The sequence below is a fragment of the Amycolatopsis pithecellobii genome (assembly GCF_009707865.1).
Classification (GTDB): Bacteria; Actinomycetota; Actinomycetes; order Mycobacteriales; family Pseudonocardiaceae; genus Amycolatopsis_E; species Amycolatopsis_E pithecellobii.
Map to the genome: position 1 here is coordinate 88,060 of NZ_WMBA01000022.1, position 16,136 is coordinate 104,195.

Here is a 16,136-nt window from a genome sequence, read left to right on the forward strand (position 1 = left end):
CGCGGCTGAACGAGGGCCACATCAGCCTTCGGCGGGCGCCGGCGCGGAGTCCGGCGACGTGCCGCTGAGATCGAGGCAGATGCGGTCGGCCGTGCGACGCGCCAGCCGGACCCGTTGCAGCGCAGCGGATCTCGTGTAGTCGCTCGTCGGCCCGGTGACGGCGAGCGCCGCGATGACGTCCCCATTGCCCGAGTAGATCGGGACGGCCACGGCGGAGGTGCCGTCCAAACTCTCGTCGACCTGCACCGCGTAACCAAACTGGCGCACCAGCGTGAGTTCCCGGGTCAGCCCATGCTTGGACGCGATGGTCCTTTTCGCGCAAACCGGCAGGTGGTCCTCGGGATAGAGACGGTCAAGGTCCTTCTGGCTCAGCGCCGAGAGCAACACCTTGCCCGAAGCCAGGGAATGCAGTGGGCGACTGGAGACCACGTCCGGGGTGGCGAGAACGGCCGCCGTGCTCCAGCACAGGTCCCACGACAGCGCGCGTGGAAGATCGAGGTGAATGAGCCAGACCTGCGCCGGCAAATGATCGCTGAGCTCCTGCAGATGCCGGTGCGCCAACCTCCGCAGCTTGACATGCGACACCGCGGTGAGTGCGATGTCGATCAGGCCGTGGCCGGCTTCGTATCGACGACCGTCGTCCTGCTGTCGCACGAAGCCCTCGGCGACGAGTGTCGCCAATACGCGATGCGCGGAGGACGGCGATACATCCAGCAAATGCGCCACCTCGGTCACCGACAACGACGGCGTCCGCTGGAGCGCCTTCAAAGCCCGCAATGCTTTCTGAGCTGAGCTCAGTGTCGCACCACTCATCGTTCTCGTCCTTGAGGTCGATGCGTATCCGTGGGGCACATGTCGTCCGCCTTCACAGGTCGAGCACGAGGGTGGCGGAGACTGATCGGGAACAGCAGGGCGTGAAGCAGTCGTTGCGCTCTTTTTGCTCCGGCGTGAGGAAGGAGTCCCGATGATCGGGGACACCGTCGAGGACCGGCGTCACACAGGTACCACAGACGCCTGACTCACACGAATAGTCGATTTCTATTCCCTCGTTTTCAAGCGCTTCCAGGACCGTCTCGTCAGCTTGGACCACGAGCGTCCGATCCGAGCGCGCCAGCTGAATTTCGAAAGCCTCGTCGCCTTCGCTGCCGGCCGCGGGCTCAGCGGTGAACCGTTCGAAGCGGACCGCATCGGAGGGCCACCGATGGCCGTACGCACGGGCGACGACAGCGTCCAGGAAGCCCGGCGGCCCGCAGATGTAGAGTCGATCGCCCGGAACATACGGCGTCACGGCCGCTTCGAGGTCCGGGCGACCGGACACCGATTCGTCGTCGAAGTGGAATCGGATCTTCCCCGGGTACGACTCCAGCAGCCGGCGCCGGAACGCCGCATGCTCCTCGCCCCGGCAGAAATAATGCACCACGAAGTCGCTCTGATGCCGGGTGAGTTGCGCGGCCATGCTGAGCAGCGGAGTGATGCCGATGCCCCCGGCGACAAGGTGACTACGGCCTGGCGCGTTTTCCTCAAGAGGGAAATTGTTACGGGGGTGGCTGATGGTGACGACATCACCCTCGTGCACGTTGTCGTGGACCGCCGTCGAACCCCCGCGGGATCTTTCGACCCGCAGGACGCCCAGTTCATAGCGGTCGGACTCGGCGGGGTCGTTGCACAGCGAATACTGCCGCACCAGCCCGGACTTGAGATGAAGGTCGATATGGGAACCGGCCGTGAAGGCAGGCAACCGCTCGCCTTCCAGCGGGACCAGCGTCAGGTTGCAGACACCGGTCGTCTCCATGAGTTTCGCCGACACCCGGACCGACAGTTTTCCTGGGCCCGGCAAGGAATCCAGCTCTGTCATGGATCAGACGCCGACCTTCGCAGCCGCCGTTTCCCGCCTTTCGGCCCGAGTCCTGGTGAGCATCGACTGCTGGGCCTCCAGAACCACGTGGAAGAGCCGCACGTTGAATCCGCCTTCCGGGTCGCGATGCCGATAGGCTCCGCGGCCCGTTTCGAGAGCTCCGCTCCACTGGAGATCGACCGCCGTCCCGTCCGCTCCGCGGAGAACGACGGGGTGGTCACAGATCGTTCGCGCCAGTGGGGCGTCACGGACCTCACCCGCCCAAGCCTCGATGTACGAGGCGTTCTTGATCAACATGAATACTCCCTCGCCCTTGAGACAGCACCGGTCACGACGGCGGTGCGAAGCATGCTCGGTCCATCGTGACCCACCAAACGTCGATAGTCAACATTCCGCAAGTTATGAACACGGATTCTGTATCAGGTGGAGGACGGTGAGACCTCCTCCTCGGTCAGAATCCATAGAGGGCAAGGGTTGTCTCACCCTGGCGCAGTTGCTCGATGTAGTGCGCTTCGAGGCCGTCGCGGGCCACCGAGCGGGCGCAGATCGAATCGGCCTCTGCTGCCGGAACGCAGACCACCCCGTCGGCGTCGCCGACCACCAGATCCCCGAGGTGCACTTCGACGTCGCCGATGGTGGTTGGTTCAGCGAGCTCGCCGTTGCCGGCCGGGTCCTTGGCCGTACCGCGGATGCAGACGCGCTCGGCGAACACGGGCCAGCCCAGTTCCTGTAGCCGGCGAGAGTCACGGATGCCGCCGTAGATCACGAGTCCACCGAGCCTGCGGGCTATCGCAGCCTCCGCAAGCACTTCGCCAAAGTAGCCGTGGTCGAACCCGCCGCCACAGTCGACGACCAGGACTTCACCCGGGCTGGCGGCGTAAACGGCACGGTGGAGCCATAAGTTGTCACCGGGAGGCATCTGCACGGGAAACGCTGGTCCCTGCACACACATGCTCGGAGCCAGCGGTTTGATGGCGGATGGCAGGGCGCCGATGCGCCCGGCGGCCTCGTGGACGGTGGCCGAGCTGAGGGTCGTCATGGTGCTGCTCACCGTGCTGCTCCCGTACAATGCTGTAGTTCGTGATAACCGTGGGCAGACCTGGCTTCGCGCAGGCTCGCCCCCTCAGTGACCTGGTCGCGGATCCGGCCTTCAGCTGACTCGATCTCCTCCGCAGCGGCCAGGATGTCGGCCTCACGAAAGCGCGGGAGGACGACGAGTCCGTCGCCGTCGCCGAGAAGCAGGTCCCCGGGTTCCACGCGGATGCCCCCGATGGACACCGCGATCCGAGTAGCCTCGACGCGGACTCGGTCCTTTCCGGTGCGCATCCAGTTCCCGCGGCTGAAAACGGGATAATCGAGCGCCAGGCTGCGGTCCACGTCGCGGCAGACCCCGTCGATCACCGTGCCCTCGACCCCACGCCGATGGGCGGTGACGGTAAGCAGGTCGCCCCACACGGTCGCGTCGAGGCGGGACTGGTTGTCGAGCACGACCACATCGCCGGGGCCCAGATCGTCTATGTAGTCCCCGACGGTGCCGCGGTCCTCGCCCACGGGCCCGTACCGCAGCGTCCACGCGCGGCCGCAGAGCCGGAACCGGCGGTCCAGCGGGGCGATGCCCAGCGCCTGTCCGGCGATACCGAGCCGGTCCAGCGCGTCGGACACTGCGGAAGTGGACAGTGCGCGACAACGTCGCACCGGATCAGCGTGCGTCGGGGTCAAGGCTGAGCTCCTCGTAGTTCGTGCCCATCACTGTCGTGACAGGGGTACCGGCCGCAATGGAGCCGGCCATGGCGGCTTCGGTGGCGGCGATGTGCGCGGCCACCCTCAGCACCTCGTCGGCCTGGTCCGCGGGAATCACGACCACGCCACCGTGATCGGCGCGCACCAGGTCACCGGGGGCGACGGACAACCCGCCGAATTCGACCGGTTCTCCCCACGCCACCTCGACGGCGCGACCACGCGCGCTGACCGACGTGCTGCCGAGCCCGTAGACGGGGAGCCCGGCCTCGCGGGCTTCGTCGGTGTCGCGGGCCGCTCCGTCGACCACGACACCTTCGACGCCCCGCGCAGCGGCGGCCCGAGAGAGAAGCCCGCCCCACCCTGCGCAGTCGGTCCGGCCATGATGAGCCACCACCAGCACGTCTCCCGGACCCGAAGCGTCCACCGCGGCGGTCCCCAGATGCCGGGCAGGCCGGACGCGGCCACGGGCCGGACCGAGATCGACGGTCGTGGCCCGGCCGGTGAGGACGCGGTCGGCCGACAGTGGCCGGAGCCCAGGGATGGCTCCCCGCAACCCGAGCCGATCCAGCGCGTCGGACACGGCGCAGGTGTCCAGGTCCTGCAAGCGGCGGATCTGTACGTCCGGATCTGCCTGTGTCACTGCCATGCCAGGAATCCCATCGCACAGCCGGTGCCGGCGGCCGAGCGCACGATCGGCACATATTCGTGCCAATCGACCTCGTGCCCCTCCATCGCACCGGCGACGGTCACCCAGTTCCGGATCTCCGACGAACCGCTGTTGAGCAGGTCGGTTGGCAGGCGGCACAAGGTATCCGCGTCATGCTCGACGATGGCCCGCAGCAGCGAGCGATCGAGTTCCTCGTTCACCACGAAATGCGACAGGCCGCCAGAGGCCAGGAGTGCCACCCTGGCGTCGGACTCCGATTTCGCGAGGACCCGGGCCAGGGCCTGACCCAGCTCGTAGCACCGCCGGGGGCTGGGCTGGTTCGGTGCGTAGTAGGTGTTGAGCATGAACGGGATGACGGGGACGGTTTCCGGAAGCAAGAGCCGGTGGATCGGGAAACCGTAGGCGTGCCCGAACCCTTTCCCGGCCGGCGTCGCCGACATCCAGCCCACGTCGATCCGTTCGTCCATCAGGCCGACGGCGATTTCGCGGGCCAGCGCGGCGTCACCCCGGAACGTGAATTCCTCGTCCATCAGGTAACCGGCCGCCACCTCCTTGAAAAACTCGGAATCGTGATCGTCCAGGAGACTGGTCACCATTTCGTCGGCGGCGGAAAGCGACATCGCGGGCTGGTTGGTGGAATCGAACAGTTCGTGCTGATCGTCTCCGACCACCAGTACCACGTCCGGGGCCGCCCGCCGGAGATCGTCACGCAGCCGGTCCAGTGACTCCTGGCAACGCTTCCACTGGGCCTGCCAAACATCGATCGTCGTGGCGCTGTCGAAACGATTTCCTGCCGCAGCGGCAAGATCGGCGAAACTGCGCAGCGCACCGGACCCGTCGTAGAGTTCCGGATTGTGACGATCGTGTTCGGCGCGTTCGGCCCACAGGTGGGGTGGCGCGACGAGCAACGGGCTGTGGGAGGTACCGGCGCCGAAAACGAGTGCGGCCATGCGGTGAATCCTTCATGTGGTCGATGGGGGGACGAAAAAAGTGCGGGACCCGCGCCGGTTACGACGCGACGAGACCACCGCGGTTCGCAAGGCGCTCCATGATCTTCTTGACCTGGAGTCGTGCCGCGTCCGAGGTGATCGCCACCAGGTGGTCGTCGTCGCCGAACTGCTTGAGACGCGCGGCCTGCCCTTCCAGCATTTCCTTGTCCTCGTCGAGTGCGATGGACACACCCTTGAACAGGGACTCGATCGCGTCCGGCTTCCTCGGGTTGTAGCGCGTGGAAATGGAGAAGAAGTAGAGGCAGCTGTCCTCGGTCTCCGGGGTGATCCCGTGGATGATCCGGATCTCCAGGCCGCCCTCGCGCCGGCCTTCCCGGGCGCCGGTGCCGGCGTCCTTCGACCCGCTGTACTGCACGATGCACCCCGGGGTGCGCAGGTCGAGCTCCTGCCAGCGGTCGACCGCCCCGGCGAACTCCGAGACACTCCCGTAAGTGCTCGCGGGTGTCGACCCCATCATCCAGCGGGTGAACTTCAGCCCATCCTCACGAATGTCGAGCTCGGTTTCGGCAGTCACGTGGTCGTCGGCGTTGCCGCTGCCCACCGTGCTCGCGTGCAGATAGGCCAGATGAGTCAGATCCATGAGGTTGTCCACCAGCAGCAGACTGTTGGCGTGCACCCGCAGCAGCGCCCGCCGGTTCGGCCACTCGTCGGGTTGGCCGTGCCAGGGGTAACGGACGATCCGGGACGGGTCGGCCTTGGCCGGATCGCCCAGCCACACCCACACCATGTCGTCGACCTCGTGCACGGGGTAGGCCTGGATGTGCGCTTTCCGGGGGATTCGCTCCTGCCCCGGGATCAGCACGCACCGGCCGTCCGATCGAACTCGATGCCGTGGTAAGCACATTGGACGTGACTGCCCAGCGTGCGGCCGAGGGAAAGCGGTGCCGCGCGGTGGCTGCACTCGTCGCGCAGGCAGGCGACGGCTCCGTCGGCGGTGCGGTAGAGAACGATCGGTTCGGTGCCCAGGGTCCTGGCCAGCGGACGATCCGTCACGTCATCGCTCCACGCAACGACATACCAGCAGTCACGAATGATCATCGCGCCCCTCCTCCTCGAGAGTCACCATTACACGGAGTGCCAATGGATATCCGGGCCGTTTCCAAGGTTTCCGGCCGGCACCACTTCGGACCAGTAGACGGCGGACCCGGCGCGACCGGCAAGGAACCCGGGACTATTTCCGGATGCCGGAATGTCGACGCCGGCCGAGTCATACTCGGAGTTCCCAGGCCGGCAGGTACTCGAAAGGCAGGGCACGGCCATGACGGAATCGACTGCGTCCTCATCCGCTGCCGGCGGCACCGCGCTCGGCGGGCTCCTACGTACGGCCGCAGCGCGGTTTCCGGCGAGCGAGTTCGTTTTTCCGGGACAGCGCTGCACTCTCGCACAGCTGGATCGTCGCGCCGACGCGTTCACCGCGCTGCTGCACGCGGCAGGGGTCGGGCCGGGCGATCATGTTGGGGTCTGCGCGTCGCCGGTCTGCGACACAGTTGCCGCCCTGTTCGGCATCTTCCGGGCCGGCGCGGTCGCGGTGCCCGTCAGCGATCGCTTTCGGGCGACGGAACTGGCCTATGTACTCGAACACGCCGATCTCGGCACGCTGCTCATCTCGCCCACCTGCGAGCCGGCGGACCTGAACGCGGCCCTGCCATGCCTGAACTCCGCGACCGACGCCGAGCTCGTGCTCGCCGATGCACCGCGGCTACGCCGTATCATCACGCTCGGCGAGTTCGACCATCCGGCTTTCCGGTCCACTCGTGCGCTGGGGCTACCCCCGGTCGGGACCTATCCGCCGGTGACACTCGACCGCCCACCGGTGGAGAGCGCTGAGCCACGCGAGCTGGCCTATCTGATGTACACGTCCGGCACCTCCGCCATGCCCAAGGCATGCCTGATCACTCACGCCGGCAGCATCCGGCAAGGTAGGTCCCTGGCGTTCGATCGGTACCGGCTCGATGCGAGCTCCGCTGTCTGGTGCCCGTTGCCGTTGTTCCACTCCGCGGGCCTTGCCACCCTCACCGCTTGTCTGGCCTCGGGGGCCAATTTCGTGCACGCGGGCGCCTTCGAGCCGGGTCAGACGCTACACGCGCTACAGGACGAGCAGGTGACCCATGCGGTGCCGGTCTTCTCCACGATCTGGTCGCGCGTGCTGGAACACCGGGACTTTCCCGCCATGGACCTATCCCGGCTGCGCGTGGTGTTGATGACCGGCGACGAGGACGAGCTGCGCGGTCTGCAGGAGCGTCTCCCCCAGGCCGCGCACGTCGCCACTTACGGCATGACCGAGGCGACCGGGCACCTTTCGCTGACCATGATCGACGATCCACTCGGCGTCCGGGTCACGACCGGTGGTTTCCCACTGCCCGAGATGCAAGTCCGGATCGTCGATCCCGGCACCGGTCATGTTCTCGGCCCTGGGAAGCGCGGCGAGATTCAGTTCCGCGGCACCTCCCGTTGCCTCGGCTACTACCGCGACGAGCCGGCGACCGCCGACGCCATCGCCCCCGGTGGCTGGTTCCGCTCCGGCGACCTCGGAGACCTCGATACCGACGGCCGTCTCACCTTCCGCGGCAGGCTCAAGGACATGCTCAAGGTCGGCGGCGAGAATGTCGCCGCGCTCGAGGTCGAGTCCTACCTGTCACGGCACCCCGCCGTAAACACCGTCGCCGTCGTCGGAGCGCCCGACTCCCACTACGGCGAAGTCCCCGCCGCGTTCGTCGAACGCATCCCGGGAGCGACCGTCACCGAGCAGGAGCTGATCGAATTCTGCGTTGACCGGATAGCCACCTTCAAGGTCCCTCGCTATGTCCGGTTCGTTGCCGGGTGGCCGATGTCAGCAACGAAGATCCGCAAGGGCGTGCTGCGCGACCAACTCGCCGCAGAACTCGCGAAAGCCGGTATCACGCGGGCGCCACAGCTGTTCAGCACCCGGTCACGCCGGATCGGCGGGTGATCGTCGGGCGAGTTCGCCGACCATGTTGTGTGACACTGGTCGAGACCGGGCAGATGAGCAGACGGAGATGTCACGAAATGAGTGCGAGTCGAGCTGATATCCGGACCGCGCTGGCACCAAGTTCCCCTGCCACGCCGACCGGCAGCGCCCGCTCGGTGCTGGTAACGATCTTGGGCGAATTCGTCCTGCCTAACGACGGTCCGGTACGCACCTCCAGCTTCCTGTACATCCTCACCGGGCTGGGCTATGAGATCCCGGCGGCACGCCAGGCCCTCAACCGCTTCGCCGAACGCGGTTGGCTGACCCGCCAGCGCCGCGGCCGTCAGGTCTGCTGGCTGCCGACCCCAGCGGCGCGCGACTACATCGAGACCGGCACCGAGCGGGTCTTTTCCTTACACGCAGCCCGAACGCCATGGGACAGGAACTGGCTGGTCCTGTTCGTCTCGGTCCCGCACGAGCGGCGAAAACACCGGGACAAGCTGCATTCGGCGCTCCGCTGGGCCGGGTTCGGCAACCCGATGCCGGGCGTATGGGTCAGCCCACACACCGACCGGGCCGCTGAAGCCGAGCGCGTCGTGGACGAGCTCGGCCTGCGCGGCCAGGCGCTGTCGTTCATCGGACCGGCCGGCGCGGTCGGGCTGAACGAACGGGAAATCGTCCGGCAGGGCTGGGAACTTCACGAGGTCGCCGACCACTATGAGGAACTGCTCGCGCAGTTCGCGAACCTCGAGCCGGCTGACGGTGACCCCGTCCTGTTCGCGCAGGTAAAACTCATCAGCGCCTGGCGCCGGTTTCCCTTCATCGACCCGCAGCTTCCTGAGGAACTGCTGCCGGGCTGGATCGGCAGGCAGGCTGCGGTGACCTTCCACGACCGCTGGCAATGGTGGTTCGAGCGGGCTCAGCTCAGGTGGCGCGAGATCAATCGGTAGCCCACGGCCCTTGTCTCCGGTGGTCCACGAGGCGGTCGGCGAGGGTTTTCCGCGGTTATGCTCGTCCGGTGGTGCACAACGACGTCAGGCCCGCCGAGCCGGCCGGGCTCGCCGCGGACGTCAGCCCGTGAAAACCGAGAAGGAGACCTGCTGACGGACATGCGCGAGCTGAAGTTCGCTGCAGACCGCGCGTAGGTATTCGATCGCCCGGGCGCCGCCAAGGGTTGCCGCAGTTCAACATGGCCAAATCACATCCCGGCTTCTCCCCGACCGATCCGGTGCTGGCCACGCCCGACGGGCTGGCCAACCCTGACGACCTGGAGATCGGCTGCGCCGTCACCGGCGAACAGGTGCAGTCGGCCGTGCACAAGATGGCCGCCCGGTTGTCTACGTTGTCCCCTGCAGCTTCGTACACCGGCTTGTTGGGGGCACGCCCGTATTCGCATTCAAGCCGCGTTCGACATCGTCACAGATATCGCCTGCATAACATATTCGCGCGTACAATCGGAGGCAAATAGGAGGGAAATAGGAGGGAAGCGGGTCGGCATTATGCCGAATAGTGCCTGCTCCCACTTGCTTCCGCCGTCTCGATTGCCCGACGGCGCCCCAATGATTGGCTGATCAGACCGCGTAGGTTACGGGCGCTTGGTAAACGGCCACGCAGTCTTCATGCTTATCTTTGGACAAGGTTGCCCAATGATGTATCAGGCTTACGGCACCACGACACACCGTGCCCGGGCAGGTCCGCAATCAATGCCACCCCACTGACGAGGAGAGCATCATGGCCGCGGCACCAGCCGTGCGAATCCCTCCCCTGTCCTGTCCCTTGCCAACGGCTCTGCACTACGCCGTCGACCAGATCAACAAGGACGGGCTGGACTGGATCTGTCGGTTTGTCCAGTTCACCGACAACGCGGAATGGGAGCGCTATGCTGCGATGAAGCCCGGGTACCTTCCCGGTTATGTGATGCCGCGTGCTCCGCTGATGCCCGCCCTGCAAACGGTGGCGAATCTGCTGTTCTGGCTCTGGGCATATGACGACCTCGAATGCGATGAGGTCGGGGATCGACGATCGGTCGACGACCACATCCTTCAGCTGTCCGGCTTGGCAAGGATCGTGGAGGCACCCCAGTCAGGTCGGGTCGACAACCCTTTCCTCGCCTCACTCGCCGATCTGCGCGCACAACTGGTGCGCATCGCATCGACGGTGCAGGTCGCGCGCTGGGCATCGGCGATGCAGCTGTACTTCATGGCGAATGCTGCCGCGGCGATCCAGCGAGCCAACGGTACCATCCCGGACCTGGACACCTATGTCGCGCAACGGATCCATAGCGGCGCGGTGAAGCCCTGCTTGTTACTGCTGGACCTGGCTGACGGATATGAGCTACCGACCCCGGAGCTGGAGAACACGGATGTGCAGGCCTTGAACGAAATGGTATGCACGCTCGTCGGCTGGGACAACGACTTGCTGACCTACCACAAAGAGGTCGTGCGCGGTGGCGCCGACCACAACCTGGTCACTGTGCTGGCGAACGCGAGGGGCTACGCGGCCGAGGATGCAGTTCGGGAGTCGGTGCACATGCGGGAGCGCGTGATGCGGCTGTACCTGCGCTTGCACGCTCAGGTCCACGCCAACTCCGGCCCATTGCGGCGAAAGTACCTCGCCGGGCTGTCTTCGTGGGTCCGCGGACATCTCGACTGGGGCATGAGGACCGTGCGCTACCGGGATGCCGGGGCCGATCTGCCGGACCGCCTTGCCGCCGAACCCGTGGACCTGGACCCGAGCCCGCTGCCGATCGCTTCCATCGAATGGTGGTGGGACCGTCTCGATCCGGCATTCGATTACACGGAATCGAGGATGGTATGACGACCACGCCGCCCCTCGGAGGCCCGGATACCATCCCCATAGCCCCTGGCAAGATACCGGCGCTTGGTCATGCACTGGCGTTTCGCAAGGACCCCATAAATTTCCTGACCTCATTGTCGGCGATCGGCGAACTGGTGAAGGTGTATCTGGGGCCGGTGCAGACCTACGCTGTCACCAGTCCACGGGTTGTGTATCAGCTGCTGGTGACCGAGGCCGCCCATTTCGAGAACGGCAGGATCTTCGACAAGATGCGCGGATTCTTCGGGAATGGGCTGATCACGTCCAACGGCGCGTTTCACCGGCGCCAGCGGCGCCTGATCCAGCCTGCGTTCAGCCAGAAGAACATCACAACTTACACCGAGGTAATGAGACGCGAGATCGGGGAGCTGGTGGCGTCCTGGCAGGAGGGCACTGTCGTCGATATCCAGGCTGCGACTGATGACCTGTCGCTCCGTATCGGGGTGGCGACGCTGTTCAAAACCGAGCTCGGCACCTCCGCCAAGGAAACAGTCAAAGAGTGCCTCCCGGTGGTGCTGCGCGGGCTTCTCGTTCGCACGCTGCTGCCCGACGTGGTCTTCAAGCTGCCCATCCCGGGCATCCAGCGGCTCAACGACGCGGAACGACGGTTGCGCGCGGCCATCGGGGAAATCATCAGGACCTACCGTGCCGACGGGGCGGACCACGAGGACATCCTTTCAGCGCTGCTCGCCGCCCGCGACGACGAGACCGGTGAAGGAATGTCCGATGCGGAGGTCCTCGATGAAGTGGTCTCGCTGGTCCTTGCCGCCACGGAGACGAACAGCAGCGTGCTTGCCTCCTTCTTTTACCGATTGGCCGAACACCCGGAGATCGCTGACCGGGTGAGTGCAGAGATCGACGGCGTGCTCGGTGGCAGGCAGGTCCAATACGAGGACCTGACGAAGTTCAAGCACACGCTAAACGCACTGAGCGAGGTGTTGCGGCTGGACATGCCCGTGGACATGTTCATGCGCCGCGCTACTGAGGAGGTCGTTATCGGGGAAACTCGGCTGCCGGCGGGCTCCGAATTCATCTTCAGCATTCCCGCCCTGCACCGAAATCCGGACGTCTATCCGGACCCGCTCCAATTTGATCCTGATCGATGGATACGTCGGCCCGCGCGGGATCTGCCAAGGGGTTCCTACATTCCATTCGGGACCGGTGGCCGGATCTGCGTCGGCAACGCATTCGCGTGGGCCGAACTGACGGTGGTGGCAACCACCGTGCTCGCGAAATGGCGACTGACGGTAGCTCCGGGCGCGAAGCCGAAGCGGGTACATCAGGCCAGCACACACTTCACTTCGCTGCCCATGGCTCTCGAAGCACGCTGATCATGCAACACCCTTTTCGTTCAGCTTCCCGAAGGGGTCGAAGTTGCGTTGCCCCTGGTCTGTGCCCGGGGACAACCGTGCTTTTATGCCGGGCCGATATCGGCCTTCCGGGTATGGAATTCGATGTCACCATCGAGGCCATCGGCGACTGGGCGACCCCAGTCGCCGCCAAGGTCGACGCCGCTTACCGCACCACATACGGCCGTGGTGGCGCCGGTCCCGTGGTGATAGCTATTGCCCCGGTGACCACACTGCAACTCAACCCCCAACAGAGCGGAATGACGGCTTCTCTTTATCCAGCAAGAACGTTCGTCGTGATCGGCGGCGTGCACGATCAGGTCGTCAACGATACTCTCCGTGTCTCGGTGTCTTACCCGGAGGGTGTTGGTCCTTGGCCGAGCCGTCGACATGATCGGAGTCATGAGCAAACAGACCATTGCGCTGGTTACGGGCGCGAATCAGGGAATCGGATACGAGATCGCAGGCCAGCCTCAGCGCGCTCGGCTGAAATGTGTGGGCGTCGGCGACCGCAATTGGGAGCATCAGCAGGACGCGGTGCTGTTCTTTTCCCATCGTTCAGGGCATTAAGGCCGGCGCGATGTTCGCGACCACGACAGCGTTGCTCGATTCGAACTGCCAGGCCGCCGACCGCGGAAAACGTTCGAGTCGGGGGCAGCGGCCCGCGAGTGGCTCGCGTCCGACGCGCGCTCGAGTCCAGGTGCCTTGCCATACCACATGCCTATAACACCGTCGCGGTTGGCACCCTCCAGTGTGTTCGCCAGCTGACTGCCCTGGACGGCGGTTGCCGCCGCCTCCTCGTTGAGCCCTGGCTTGAAGATCACGTCATTCACTTCGAGAAGCTCGCGAAGACGACCCAGCTCGAGGTCATAGCCGGCCAGGGGTGAGCCCTCGTACCCCGAGATGAACGTCGCGGTCCGGTGCCCGGCCGTGATGTCCCTGCGGTGTTGATCGATCGGTAACCGGGCAAGCGCCTGGATGCCAGTCAGCTGCATCCTTCCCGCGGTAAGGACATAGCGGTCACCCAGCGACATGCCGCCGGACACGGTCGACTGCGTCGAACCCACTGACACGTTGGCCCACCATCCTTCGCCATAGAAGGCATTGATGGTCAAAATTACAGATCCGATAACGCCAAGTTGGCAATAAACTGTGTAAGAGTTGAGCCAATAGCATAAAATGCCGCAGACAATCTGGGGCCGGGAAAGTCCGCTGGCTCAGTCGAGCCGAGGAGGGAGTGACCGTGCGGAACGACGTCGATCCGCTGGACCTGAAAATCCTGCTGCTGGCCGTCGAGCAGCCACGCGCGGGCGTCCGCGAGTACTCCCGCCGACTGCCGGTGGCGCGCGGCACGGTTCAGGCGCGCCTCGAGAAGTTGCGGCGCCTGGGCGTCTTGAGTGGATGGGGTCCCACCATCGACACGGTGGCCCTGGGCTACGCCACCAAGGCCTACGTGCGGCTCAGCCTGTCGCAGGGCGTCCTCGAGGAGGTGACCGCGCGCCTGCGGAGGATTCCGGAAGTCATCGAAGCCGACTCCACGGCCGGCGACAGCGACATGCTGTGTGTCGTCGTCGCCCGGGGACCGGAGAACCTGGAAGAGGTCGTCCAGCGCATTCTGACAGTGCCGGGCGTACAACGAACGCGCAGCGAAACGGTGCTGCGCCAGCGAATCTTCCGGCGTGTTCACCCGCTCCTCGAAGGACTGCAACGCGAAAGCGCCGGCACTGGTACAGCCAGCCCGCAGGCCGTGGTCGAGAATGCCGACCTGGACTAGTGTCCGGTTCGCCGGATTTCCAGGCCGGGCTTGCTGTGTTCACGCCTCCCTGCTCAGAGGCTGCGCCCAGGTGGGCTAGGTGTTCTGTCCCGGGAGGTTGGGAACACGGCTGGTGGGTGGGTGCCCGTCGAGTGCGGTGTGGCCGCGGTGGTGATTGTAGGTGCGGAGCCATCGCGGTAAGGCCTCGCGACGCTCGTTGTCGGAGTGGTAGGGCCGGGCGTAGGCCCACTCGTCGAGGAGGGTCCGGTTGAACCGTTCCACTTTCCCGTTGGTTTGTGGCCGGTAGGGGCGGGTGCGTTTGTGTGTGATGCTTGCCGTGGTGAGGGTGTCTCGCCAGAGACGGGACTTGTAGCACGAGTCGTTGTCGGTCAACACTCGCTGGACAGTGATCTCGTTGGCAGCAAAGAAAAGTTGAGCGCGCTGCCAGAACGCGACCGCGGTCTCCTTGCGTTCATCGGGCAGGATTTCGCTGTAGGCCAGCCGGGAATGATCGTCCACCGCGTTGTGCACGTAGCTGTAGCCGACATGGCTGTTGCCACCTGCATCCAGGGTCTTGCCCGGCGTGCGGGTGCGATGACGCTGCCCCGCTCGGCGGCTGGTGACCCGATGCCCGCCTCCGTCGGGGATGTTGCCCAGCTTCTTGATGTCCACGTGCACCAGCTCGCCGGGTGTGGCGCGTTCGTAGCGGCGCACCGGCTGGCCGGTAGCCCGGTCGAGATGCGCAAGCCGCGCCAAACCGTAGCGAGCCAGCACGCGATGCACCGTGGAGGGCGCCAGGCGCAGGAAGAACCCGATCCGGGCTGGCCCCCACCGCCGCAGCACGCGGACCTTGATGATCCGGCGTTCGGTGCGGGTGGGCATGCGCCGAGGACTGTGGTGCGGGCGCGAGGACCGGTCGGCCATGCCAGCTACACCCAGCTCACGGTAGCGATCGGCCCACCGCTTCGCCGTCGTCACCGAGACCTGGAAACGCTCGGCGGCGCGGCACAGCGGCCATTCCTCGTCCACGACACAACGGGCCAAACGAAGTCTGCCAGTCGGACTCAACGGGGCGTTACGGTGTGACACGAGGACCTCCGTGCCGTGGTGCAGATTGTGGTGATCCACACCAAACCCGGAGGTCCTCCCTCATTCCAAGATCATCCGCAACGTGTCCCGCCGTACACAACCTCCCCGGACAGAACACCTAGGCGGGCGACCACCTCGACCCCATCGACACCGCCGCAGCCGCCCTGACGCGCGCCGGTCTCGACCTCGCCCGGTACGGCGACTTCGCCCACGCCCGGCGCGAGCTGATCCGCCACCATCGCGGACACCCTGCGCGGCCGTGACGTGCCGGCCCGGATCGCCACCTTCGCCGCCTAGGCCGCGGTCGCCGTTTCACCGTCGCCTACGACGACACCACCGCAGACTTCCCCGGCCTGATGCGGACATCCCTGTCCGAACTGCGCCACGCCATCCACGGCGCACCTGGCTGAGGCACGGCTCGCCGGGCCACTCTCCGGATCATGACTCGTCACCGCCGCGAACGACGACGGCGTTGCCGCCGTGGACCTCCGGTGGCCGGCGGCCGAGGTCGTTGTGCAGAAACGGACCCGAGCCGGTCGCAGGCCTGATCGTCGGCGCGGCGGTCTTCGCCGTCGCCGTCGTGTACGGCATCAATGTGGTCATGCCGTTCGCGTTCGTCGTCGGGCTCAGCACTAGACGGTTGATTCCGTGAAGTTGGTGTTAGTGGTCGTAGGCGGTGAGTGATCGTTTGCTGGTCAGGCCGGTGTTCCAGTTGTGCCAGATGCTTGCGGCCATGGCGAGGAGGCGTTGGGCGACGCGGGTGAACACGCCAGGAGGGGTGCGGCTGCCGTGGGCTTCCAGGTCAAGCTGGCCCTTGAGGGTCTGATTGACCGATTCGATGCGCTGGCGCACGCCGCCGAGGTTGCCGTTGCGGTAGGTCTCGTCCTTGCGGTCCGGGCGCAGCAGCCG

At 65.7% G+C, this 16,136-nt stretch carries 19 protein-coding genes and 1 pseudogene; 6 read left to right on the forward strand and 14 right to left on the reverse strand.

The features are described 5' to 3' along the window. Positions 1-21: 21 nt before the first annotated feature. The 9 genes from GKO32_RS16135 to GKO32_RS16175 all read right to left on the reverse strand — a co-directional run bounded on the left by GKO32_RS16135 (position 22) and on the right by GKO32_RS16175 (position 6,310). Positions 22-813: an IclR family transcriptional regulator gene (locus tag GKO32_RS16135; RefSeq protein ID WP_154757682.1), complete on the reverse strand. Its 792-nt coding sequence runs from the start codon at positions 811-813 to the stop codon at positions 22-24. A 52-nt stretch (positions 814-865) separates the two neighbouring features. Next, entirely contained in the window at positions 866-1,855 is a 990-nt protein-coding gene (locus GKO32_RS16140) for a PDR/VanB family oxidoreductase (RefSeq protein ID WP_154757683.1), read from the reverse strand. Between the two features lie 3 nt (positions 1,856-1,858). Then, positions 1,859-2,152 carry a Rieske (2Fe-2S) protein gene (locus GKO32_RS16145; RefSeq protein WP_154757684.1) on the reverse strand — a complete coding sequence of 98 codons (294 nt, stop codon included), beginning with the start codon at positions 2,150-2,152 and terminating at the stop codon, positions 1,859-1,861. Between the two features lie 154 nt (positions 2,153-2,306). Continuing rightward, a complete protein-coding gene (locus tag GKO32_RS16150; RefSeq protein ID WP_208024424.1) occupies positions 2,307-2,906 on the reverse strand; it encodes an RraA family protein in 600 nt (199 codons plus the stop codon). Continuing rightward, positions 2,903-3,574 carry an RraA family protein gene (locus tag GKO32_RS16155; RefSeq protein WP_154757685.1) on the reverse strand — a complete coding sequence of 224 codons (672 nt, stop codon included), beginning with the start codon at positions 3,572-3,574 and terminating at the stop codon, positions 2,903-2,905. Before GKO32_RS16155 ends, GKO32_RS16150 begins: the two co-directional genes overlap by 4 nt. Beyond that, complete coding sequence (locus tag GKO32_RS16160; RefSeq protein ID WP_154757686.1) at positions 3,555-4,241, reverse strand: RraA family protein; 687 nt, start codon at positions 4,239-4,241, stop codon at positions 3,555-3,557. Before GKO32_RS16160 ends, GKO32_RS16155 begins: the two co-directional genes overlap by 20 nt. Further along, entirely contained in the window at positions 4,232-5,212 is a 981-nt protein-coding gene (locus GKO32_RS16165; protein WP_154757687.1) for a DODA-type extradiol aromatic ring-opening family dioxygenase, read from the reverse strand. Before GKO32_RS16165 ends, GKO32_RS16160 begins: the two co-directional genes overlap by 10 nt. Positions 5,213-5,270: 58 nt before the next feature. Continuing rightward, on the reverse strand, positions 5,271-6,074 hold the full coding sequence (locus GKO32_RS16170; RefSeq protein ID WP_154757688.1) for an aromatic ring-hydroxylating oxygenase subunit alpha: 804 nt from the start codon (positions 6,072-6,074) through the stop codon (positions 5,271-5,273). Next, positions 6,068-6,310, reverse strand: a complete 243-nt coding sequence (locus GKO32_RS16175; protein ID WP_154757689.1) for a Rieske 2Fe-2S domain-containing protein — start codon at positions 6,308-6,310, stop codon at positions 6,068-6,070. Before GKO32_RS16175 ends, GKO32_RS16170 begins: the two co-directional genes overlap by 7 nt. Before the next feature lie 220 nt (positions 6,311-6,530). Between GKO32_RS16175 and GKO32_RS16180 the strand changes: the two genes are divergently transcribed. From GKO32_RS16180 to GKO32_RS38420, 5 genes are all read left to right on the forward strand, one after another. Further along, positions 6,531-8,222: a class I adenylate-forming enzyme family protein gene (locus GKO32_RS16180; RefSeq protein ID WP_154757690.1), complete on the forward strand. Its 1,692-nt coding sequence runs from the start codon at positions 6,531-6,533 to the stop codon at positions 8,220-8,222. Between the two features lie 77 nt (positions 8,223-8,299). Next, a complete protein-coding gene (locus GKO32_RS16185) occupies positions 8,300-9,151 on the forward strand; it encodes a PaaX family transcriptional regulator (RefSeq protein WP_166459589.1) in 852 nt (283 codons plus the stop codon). Positions 9,152-9,932: 781 nt separating this feature from the next. Then, positions 9,933-11,018, forward strand: a complete 1,086-nt coding sequence (locus GKO32_RS38015; RefSeq protein WP_166459590.1) for a terpene synthase family protein — start codon at positions 9,933-9,935, stop codon at positions 11,016-11,018. Beyond that, positions 11,015-12,367, forward strand: coding sequence for a cytochrome P450 (locus GKO32_RS16195; RefSeq protein ID WP_166459591.1), 1,353 nt, complete (start codon positions 11,015-11,017; stop codon positions 12,365-12,367). Before GKO32_RS38015 ends, GKO32_RS16195 begins: the two co-directional genes overlap by 4 nt. A gap of 420 nt (positions 12,368-12,787) precedes the next feature. Next, positions 12,788-12,955, forward strand: coding sequence for a hypothetical protein (locus tag GKO32_RS38420; RefSeq protein ID WP_208024425.1), 168 nt, complete (start codon positions 12,788-12,790; stop codon positions 12,953-12,955). Here the strand turns inward: GKO32_RS38420 and GKO32_RS16205 are convergent. Further along, positions 12,952-13,500: a hypothetical protein gene (locus GKO32_RS16205; protein ID WP_154757693.1), complete on the reverse strand. Its 549-nt coding sequence runs from the start codon at positions 13,498-13,500 to the stop codon at positions 12,952-12,954. The genes GKO32_RS38420 and GKO32_RS16205 overlap by 4 nt on opposite strands. A 128-nt stretch (positions 13,501-13,628) precedes the next feature. On the opposite strand from GKO32_RS16205, the gene GKO32_RS16210 reads away from it, so the two are divergent. Next, positions 13,629-14,159, forward strand: coding sequence for an Lrp/AsnC family transcriptional regulator (locus GKO32_RS16210; protein ID WP_312867993.1), 531 nt, complete (start codon positions 13,629-13,631; stop codon positions 14,157-14,159). Between the two features lie 75 nt (positions 14,160-14,234). Here GKO32_RS16210 and GKO32_RS16215 read toward each other — a convergent pair whose 3' ends face one another. From GKO32_RS16215 to GKO32_RS38020, 4 genes and pseudogenes are all read right to left on the reverse strand, one after another. Then, positions 14,235-15,227 (reverse strand): IS481 family transposase, encoded by a 993-nt coding sequence (locus GKO32_RS16215; protein ID WP_312867995.1) that lies wholly within the window; start codon positions 15,225-15,227, stop codon positions 14,235-14,237. A 71-nt stretch (positions 15,228-15,298) separates the two neighbouring features. After that, the gene (locus GKO32_RS16220) at positions 15,299-15,466 is read right to left on the reverse strand and encodes a hypothetical protein (RefSeq protein ID WP_154757694.1); all 168 of its coding nucleotides are present in this window, start codon (positions 15,464-15,466) and stop codon (positions 15,299-15,301) included. A 199-nt stretch (positions 15,467-15,665) separates the two neighbouring features. Next, a complete protein-coding gene (locus tag GKO32_RS16225; RefSeq protein ID WP_154757695.1) occupies positions 15,666-15,830 on the reverse strand; it encodes a hypothetical protein in 165 nt (54 codons plus the stop codon). A 57-nt stretch (positions 15,831-15,887) separates the two neighbouring features. After that, positions 15,888-16,136: pseudogene (locus GKO32_RS38020) on the reverse strand (IS982 family transposase); the annotation flags it as partial.